Raw genomic sequence first — 8228 nt, 5'->3', positions numbered from 1 at the left:
GCCCCCCCCCGCCGAGCAGCAGCGCCCCGGCCGGCAGGACCGTCCACCCGGCACGCAGCCGGCGCCGCCCCACCCCCACCGCCCCCACTTTCCCCACCCCTCCCACCACCTCCAGCGCCGCCGCGAGCTGCGCCGGGATCAGCACGGCGGGCAGGGCGCGCCCCCACGAGTAGTGGCCGCTCAGCCACCCCGCCGCGACGACCGCCGTCCCCAGCGCGAAGAAGACCACCAGCGGATCCCGGCGCTCCCGCCGCCCTCGCGCGACCAGCGCGGCCACTCCCGGCAGCACCAGCCAGAACCGCGCGACCGGTTGCTCGTACAGCACCCGGTGCACCGCCTCCAGCCCGCTCCCGGCGCCGAACAGCGCGAAGAAGTCGTAGTACGGCCATGCCCCCAGCACACCCGCCCCCACCAGCAGCCCGGCGCCGAGCCCCGGCCACACCGCGCGTCCGGGCCGCCGCGCCGCGAGCACCGTGGCGGCGGCGCCCACCGTGGCCACGACCCCCGAGAACTGGTGGCAGAGCAGGATCACCGCCCAGAGCGCTCCCGGACCGAGCCACGCCGGCCACCCGGCCTCCCGGCGCAGCACCCCCGTCAGCCACGCCCAGAAGTGGAAGGCCAGCCCGAGGGTGAACGTGCTCGGGTACGACACCGTCAGCGCGAGCGATTCGAGTCCGAGGAAACCGCTCCACCGCAACGGGGTCGTGCCCCACAACAGCAGCAGGCTCAGCAGGGCGAGCGCGGGCGCGGCCCGGTGCGCGCTCAGCGTCCGCACGTACCGCCACACGCCCGTCACCAGCAGCGCCAGTCCGGCGGCGGCGGCCAGCCGCAGCACCACGAACACCGAGAGCCCGGACAGGCGGGCGACGGTGCCGAGCAGCAGCATCCACGGCGAGTAGTACGGGCTCGGCGTGTCCGCGTCGACCAGCGGGTTGCCGGGGGCGAGCGGACTGTGCCGCAGCCGCTGCACGGTCGCCGCGTGCATGCCCAGGTCGCCGAGCCAGGGGAGCCGCACGATCACCAGGACCAGCAGGACGAGGACGAGTCCGGCGGCGACCAGGACCGCGGCCCGGCCGACGGCCGCCGGGCGGTCCGGAGCACGGCACGCCCCGGTCCGCGCGGCGGGCGCGGCGGACGACGAGCGACGAACGGTCACACAGGAGCCATTGCCCGAAACGGCGGGCCCGCACCGCATCCACGCCCATACCCACCCAAGGCACCACAACGGCACGGGGGCGCCCCGGGCCCGACGGCCCGGGGCGCCCCCGCGTCCACCTGCCTACGCGTGCGACCGCAGCAGCGTCCGCATCGTCCGCATCGCCACCGACAGGTTGGCGAGATCGAACGTGTCGGAGCCGTGGATCTCCTCCAGCGTGGTGCGGGCCCGGCCCAGCAGCGCCGCGTTCTTCCGCTCCCACAGCTCGAAGCGCTGCTGCGGCGTCGACGAGCCGTTGCCCACCGCCAGCACGTCCGCGGCCACCGCCGCGTGCGCCGCGTACAGGTCCTCGCGGATCGCCGCGCGGGCCATGGACTGCCAGCGGTCGGCGCGCGGCAGCTCGATGATGCGGTCCATCAGCTGGGTGATGCGCAGCCGGTCCCCGAGGTCGTAGTACACCTCGGCGACGTCCAGCGGATCCTTGCCCGTCCGGTCGGCCACCGACACGATGTCGAGCGTCGGGAAGGCGGAGGAGAACCCGGCGACCCGGGTGGCCAGCTCGTCCGGGACCCCGGCGCCGCTCAGCTCGTCGTAGATCCGCTGGTACCAGTCCAGGTCCGCGCCGCGCAGCAGCTTCGGCAGCTGCGCCCAGACCTGCTCGACCCGCTCGGCGAAGAACTCCACCGTCTCCGCCAGCTCCAGCGGCTGCGGCCGGTTGTTGAGCAGCCACCGCGTGCCGCGCTCCACCAGTCGGCGCGAGTGCAGCCGGATGCGGGTCTGGACGTCCGCGTCGACCGTGTTGTCGAGCGCCTCGACCCCGTCCCACACCACCGAGGAGCGGAAGATCGCGCGGGCCGCGGTCTGCGCCCGGACGATCTCCTCCAGCGACGCGCCGGTCTCCTCGCGCATCCGGTGCAGGTACGTCGTACCGCCCGTGTTGACCGTGTCGTTGACCAGCACCGTCGTGGTGATCTCACGGCGCAGCGGGTGGGTGTCGATCCGGTCGGGGAACTGCTCGCGCAGCGCCGTCGGGAAGTACGCGTGCAGCAGCACCTTCAGGTACGGGTCGTCGGGCAGCGAGGTCAGCAGCAGCTCCTCGGCGACCGTGATCTTCGTGTACGCCAGCAGCACGGCCGTCTCCGGCCCGGTCAGGCCCTGCCCGGACGCGAGCCGCTCGCGGATCTGGCGGTCGGTGGGCAGGAACTCCAGGGCCCGGTCCAGCAGGCCCTCGCGCACCAGGTGCTTCAGGAACCGCTGCTGGGCGTGGACCATGTCCTTGGACTGCGCCAGCGCGTTGGCGATGGCGGTGTTCTGCGCGTAGTTGTTGCGCAGCACCAGCCGGCCGACCTCGTCGGTCATCTCCGCCAGCAGCTTGTTGCGCTGCTTGACGGTCATGTCGCCGTCCTTGACGAGACCGTTGAGCAGGATCTTGATGTTCACCTCGTGGTCGGAGGTGTCCACGCCCGCGCTGTTGTCGATCGCGTCGGTGTTGAGCCGGCCGCCGTGCAGGGCGAACTCGATCCGGCCGAGCTGGGTCATGCCCAGGTTGCCGCCCTCGCCGACGACGGAGACCCGCAGGTCCTTGCCGTCGACGCGGATGGCGTCGTTGCCCTTGTCGCCGACGTCGGCGTTGGACTCGGCGGAGGCCTTGACGTACGTGCCGATGCCGCCGTTCCACAGCAGGTCCACCGGCGCGGTCAGGATCGTCTTCATCAGGTCGGCCGGGGTCATCTTGGTGACGCCGGGCTCGATGCCGAGGGCCTCGCGGATCTGCGAGTTGAGCGGGATGGACTTGGCGCTGCGCGGGAAGATCCCGCCGCCGGCCGACAGCAGTTCGGTGTCGTAGTCCTCCCAGGAGCTGCGCGGCAGCTCGAACAGACGGCGGCGCTCGGCGTAGGAGACGGCCGCGTCCGGGTTCGGGTCGATGAAGATGTGCCGGTGGTCGAAGGCGGCGACCAGGCGGATGTGCTCGCTGAGCAGCATGCCGTTGCCGAACACGTCGCCGGACATGTCGCCGATGCCGACGACCGTGAAGTCCTGGGACTGGGTGTCCACGCCCAGCTCCCGGAAGTGCCGCTTCACGGACTCCCAGGCGCCGCGGGCGGTGATGCCCATGCCCTTGTGGTCGTAGCCCGCGCTGCCGCCGGAGGCGAAGGCGTCGCCGAGCCAGAAGTTGTACGACTCGGCGACCTCGTTGGCGATGTCGGAGAACTTCGCGGTGCCCTTGTCCGCGGCGACCACGAGGTAGGTGTCGTCCTCGTCGTGCCGGACCACGTCCGTCGGGTGCACGACCTCGCCGGCCACCATGTTGTCGGTGATGTCGAGCAGCGCCGAGATGAACGTCCGGTAGCTGGCGATGCCCTCCGCCATCCAGGCGTCGCGGTCGGCGTTCGGGTCGGGCAGCTGCTTGGCGACGAAGCCGCCCTTGGCGCCCACCGGCACGATGACGGTGTTCTTCACCATCTGCGCCTTGACCAGGCCGAGGATCTCCGTACGGAAGTCCTCCCGGCGGTCCGACCAGCGCAGACCGCCGCGCGCGACCTTGCCGAAGCGCAGGTGCACGCCCTCGACGCGCGGCGAGTACACCCAGATCTCGAACGCCGGGCGCGGCGCCGGGAGGTCCGGGATGGCCTGCGGGTCGAACTTCATGGAGACGTAGTCGTGCGGCGCGCCGCCGCTCGCCTCCTGGAAGAAGTTGGTGCGCAGCGTCGCCTTGATGACCGTGAGGAAGGAGCGCAGGATGCGGTCCTCGTCCAGCGAGGCGACCTGGTCGAGGGCGGCGTCGACCTCCTCGAGCAGCGCGTCCACCAGCTCGTACCCGGCGCGCTGCCGGTCCGGCGACATCCGCGCCTCGAACAGGGAGACGAGCAGCCGGGTGGTGTGGACGTTGTGGCGGAGGGTGTCCTCCATGTAGTCCTGGCTGAAGGTGGAGCCCGCCTGGCGCAGGTACTTGGCGTACGCCCGCAGCACCACGGCCTGCCGCCAGGTCAGTCCGGCGCTGAGCACGAGGGCGTTGAAGCCGTCGTTCTCCGCCTTGCCGGTCCAGGCCGCGGCGAAGGCGTCCTGGAACCGCTCGCGGGCGTCGTCGCCGAGGCGGTCGGCGCCCCCGGGCATCCGCAGGCCGAAGTCGTAGATCCAGGCCACGCTGCGGTCGGCGCACCGCAGCTCGTACGGCCGCTCGTCGACGACCTCGACGCCGAGCCGCTGGAGCACCGGCAGCACCGCGGACAGGGAGACGGCCTCCCCCTTGCGGTAGATCTTGAAGCGGCGCTCCTCGGCGCCCGCGCCCACCGGTTCGTACAGGCTGAGCGCGAAGTCCCGCTCCTCGCCGAGCTCCTCGAGACGCGCCAGGTCGGCGACGGCGCCGCGCGGGGGGTGGTCGGCCTTGTAGCCCTCGGTGAAGGCGCCCGCGTAGCGGCGCAGCAGCTCGGCGGCGCGTTCCTCGCCGAACTCGGCGTTCAGCGCCTCGGCGAAGCCGTCGGCCCAGGAGCGGGCGGCCTCGACGAGCCGGGCCTCGATGCGCTCCTTGTCGGCGTCGGACAGCTCGGGCAGTTCGGTGCCCTGCGGGACGCGGACCACGAAGTGCAGCCGGGAGAGGACCGACTCGGTGTTCCAGGCGGTGAAGTCGACGCTGATGCCGCCGAGCTCCTCCTTGAGGATGTCGATGATCCGCAGGCGCACACCGGTGGTGTAGCGGTCGCGCGGCAGGTAGACGAGGGCGGAGTAGTAGCGCCCGTACTCGTCCTGGCGCAGGTAGAGCCGGAGCCGGCGGCGCTCCTGGAGGTAGAGCACCGAGGTCACGATGGACTGGAGCTCGGCGGCCGGGGTCTGGAACAGCTCGTCGCGCGGGTAGGTCTCCAGGATCTGGAGCAGGTCGCGCCCGTCGTGGCTGTGCGGCGAGAAACCGGCGCGCTCCAGGACCTCCTCGACCTTGCGCCGGATCACCGGCACCCGGCGCACGGACTCGGTGTAGGCGGCGGACGAGAACAGTCCGAGGAAGCGCCGCTCGCCGACGACGTTGCCGTCCGCGTCGAACTTCTTGACGCCGATGTAGTCCAGGTACGAGGGCCGGTGCACGGTGGCCCGGCTGTTGGCCTTGGTCAGCACCAGCACCTTGTGCTCGCGCGCCTTGGCGCGGGCGTCGGCGGGCAGCCGCCCGAAGGACGGGCTGACCGGGTGGCCCTCGTCGGAGGCGTGGTGCGGGTCCGAGCGCAGTATGCCGAGTCCGGTGCCGGGGACGGCGGCCAGCGAGTCGTCCTCGCGGAGCTGGTACTCGCGGTAGCCGAGGAAGGTGAAGTGGTCGTCGGCGAGCCAGCGCAGCAGCTCGCGGGCCTCCTCGACCTGCGGCGCGGGCAGGTCGGCGGGCACGGGCTCGCCGGGCAGCGCCTCGGCCAGCGCGGTCGCGGCCTGGCGCATCTTGCCCCAGTCCTCGACGGCCTCGCGGACGTCGGAGAGGATCCGCAGCAGGTCGGTGGTGATCTGCTTGAGGTCGCCGCGGTCGGTCTCGCGGTCGATCTCCACGTGGATCCAGGACTCGACGTGCGCGTCGTGCGGGAGGTCGTGGGCGTCCTGCGGGAGGTCGCCGCCGGCCGGGGTGGTGAGCACCTCGATCAGCTTGCCGGTGACGTCCCGGCGGACCACGAACTGCGGGTGGATGACGACGTGGATGCCGCGGCCCTGGCGGGTCAGCTCGTTGGTGACGGAGTCGACCAGGAAGGGCATGTCGTCGGTGACCACCTCGACGACGGAGTGGCTGCAGGTCCAGCCGTTCTCCTCGACGGTCGGGGTGTGGACGCGGACGTTGGCCGTGCCCTGGGGGCGGCTCTCGGCGAGCCGGTAGTGCGAGTAGGCGGCTCCGAAGATGTCGACCGGGTCACGGTCGGTCAGGTCCTCCGGGGCGGTGTGCAGGTAGTAGCGCTGGAGGAACTCGAGCACGGTGTCCCGGTCGGGCATGCCCTTGTCCGTCGTCCCAGTCGGCAGTTTCCCCCCGGCCGGGCTGTTCTCAGCTACCCGTGCCGCCCTTTCGAGCAGCTCGGCCTTGGCTTCGTCCAGCTTGGTCTGCATGGTCCTCTGGCTCCTGTCGCGCGCCGTTGCGTGACGTAGAAGGAAGTACGGTCTCCGGCCTCGTGGTGCGGTGGTACGACACGGGGTGTCCGGTCTGTACCGACGCTATGCCGTGAGGGGGGAGGAGCGGGGGCTTCTCGGCCGAACTCGGCGTGCCCGACGGGTGTGACGCCGCTCTCGGCCCCACCTGTTCCCCGGGGGTGCGCCGCGTCCCGGGTGCCCTCTTGGCCCCGCGCCGCCCGCGAAGACCAGCGACCGCCACCCGGTCACGGATGTCGTCCGTGCGGCCCGGGCGCACAGCAGGGACACCGGGGCCCCCGCGAGCTATCGCGCTGATCACGCCACCAAGGCTATCGCCCCCTACAGGTCCCCCGTCATGAGCCGTATGTGTACAAAACCAGGCCCCGAACTTTGACGTTCTGCACAGTGCGCGCGCTTCAGGAAGCCGCCAGGCGCTCCGCCTCCGCCACGGCTTCCCCCAGGGTGTCCACCACCGGGACGCCCACCGCCTCCAGGCTGGCGCGGCCGTGGGAGCCGCCGGTGTACAGGACGGCGCGCGCTCCCACGTGCAGTGCGGCCAGCGCGTCGTCGGCCGCGTCGCCGATCACCACCGTGCGCGCCGGGTCGATCCCGGTCAGCGCGCGCAGGTGGCGCACCATGTGCTCGGCCTTGCCGCCCCCGGAGGGGCCGGTCCGCCCGTCGACCCGTATGAAGTGCGCCTCGATGCCGAAGCCCCGCACCAGGGGGACCAGGTCCTCGTGCCCGTACAGGCTGAGGATGGACTGACTGCGGCCGGCCGACCCCCACCCCGCCAGCAGCTCCACCGCTCCCTCGGCGAGCCCGCACCGCACGTGGTGCTCCGTGTAGTGGCGGTGGAAGGTGGCGTCCATCAGCTCCCACTCGGCCCGGCTGGGCAGCCGCCCCAACAGCCGTTCGTAGAACTTCGGCACCGGCACGCAGTACAGCTCCCGGTACCGCTCCAGCGTGAGCGGTTCCAGGCCCAGCTCGGCGAAGGCCGCGTTCGTCGCCCCGATGACCGCGTCGACGTCGTGGAACAGCGTGCCGTTCCAGTCCCAGACGATGTGCGCGTCCGTGTGCGTCCCCATGCCCGAAAACGTACCCGCCCGCACTGACATCCGGGAGGGCCGCGGGTCAGCCGAGCAGGTGGGGGATCTCCTGGGTGGCGTACCACAGCAGCTCGTGGTCCTCCGCGCCGTCCACCGTGAACTGCGCGTCGTCGTCCCCGCCGTCCGCCGCGGGCAGCGCGTCGGCGGCGGCCGTCACGTCCGCCTCCGCGTCCGCCGCGTCCACGTGCACCGCGGCCGCCTCGGTCAGCCGTACGGCGCCGGCGACCCGCACCTCGCCGAGGGCGGCCGGGTCGAGGCCCCGGTCGGGGTCGGCCGAGGCGGCGTCGTCGGACACGTCCACGGCTACCACAACCCGGCGCCGCGGCGCCGCGGCGTCCGCCGCCAGCAGCCGCAGGGAGGCCAGCGCGGCACGGCCGAGCGCGGCGTACTCCAGCTCCTCGACGTCGTCGGAGAGGTACCACTCGCGCAGCGCGGGCGTCACGGCGTACGCGAGGAACGGCCCGTCGCCCAGCACACCCGTCCTGTACGCCTCGGCGAGCCCGGGAAGGGTCAGGGGGACGTAGACGCGCATATCGGCTGCTTTCGTGTCATCGGGGCTCCGGAAGGGCCTTCAGGATACGTGCCGGGCGTCCCCCATCGGGTCCCCGCCCACACCCCCCGAGGCGTCCACCTCCGTCCCGGAATTCACCCGGCACGCCCGCGTGAGCACGGGGCCGAGGCCTTCCGGATCACCCTGATAAGTGAATCTCACCGCCCTCCCGGCCCGCTCTCCGCCTCCTTGCCACCGCACCGCACCGCCCCGTACAAGATCCCCAACCACGGAGTTACCGCCCGGTACGGCTCCCCGGCCGCTCCGGGCCCGTCGAACGGGGTCCCATGCACAAGGTCATGACCAGAACCCAGCACCGCCCCTCGCACCG

Annotated in this window: 4 protein-coding genes; all 4 read right to left on the bottom strand. The window is 72.3% G+C overall.

Translation table 11 applies throughout. The annotated features are described in order from the left end of the window. The coding region (locus ADK41_RS37115; protein ID WP_053670364.1) for a hypothetical protein at positions 1-1156 on the bottom strand (1156 nt) is incomplete at its 3' end. 123 nt (positions 1157-1279) lie between these two features. Further along, positions 1280-6220, bottom strand: coding sequence for an NAD-glutamate dehydrogenase (locus tag ADK41_RS37110; RefSeq protein ID WP_030836588.1), 4941 nt, complete (start codon positions 6218-6220; stop codon positions 1280-1282). A gap of 437 nt (positions 6221-6657) precedes the next feature. After that, a complete protein-coding gene (locus tag ADK41_RS37105; protein ID WP_030836591.1) occupies positions 6658-7326 on the bottom strand; it encodes an HAD family hydrolase in 669 nt (222 codons plus the stop codon). Between the two features lie 46 nt (positions 7327-7372). After that, complete coding sequence (locus ADK41_RS37100) at positions 7373-7879, bottom strand: DUF6912 family protein (protein WP_030836594.1); 507 nt, start codon at positions 7877-7879, stop codon at positions 7373-7375. Positions 7880-8228 lie beyond the last annotated feature (349 nt).

Source organism: Streptomyces caelestis (assembly GCF_001279005.1).
GTDB lineage: Bacteria > Actinomycetota > Actinomycetes > Streptomycetales > Streptomycetaceae > Streptomyces > Streptomyces heliomycini.
The sequence above is the reverse complement of the archived record's forward strand: the minus strand, read 5'-3'. Positions and strand labels throughout refer to the sequence as shown.

Excerpts from the sequence above, each read along its gene's own strand:
- ADK41_RS37105 (WP_030836591.1), bottom strand. The coding sequence starts at position 7,326 with ATGGGGACGCACACGGACGCGCACATCGTCTGGGACTGGAACGGCACG.
- ADK41_RS37110 (WP_030836588.1), bottom strand. The coding sequence starts at position 6,220 with ATGCAGACCAAGCTGGACGAAGCCAAGGCCGAGCTGCTCGAAAGGGCG.
- ADK41_RS37100 (WP_030836594.1), bottom strand. The coding sequence starts at position 7,879 with ATGCGCGTCTACGTCCCCCTGACCCTTCCCGGGCTCGCCGAGGCGTAC.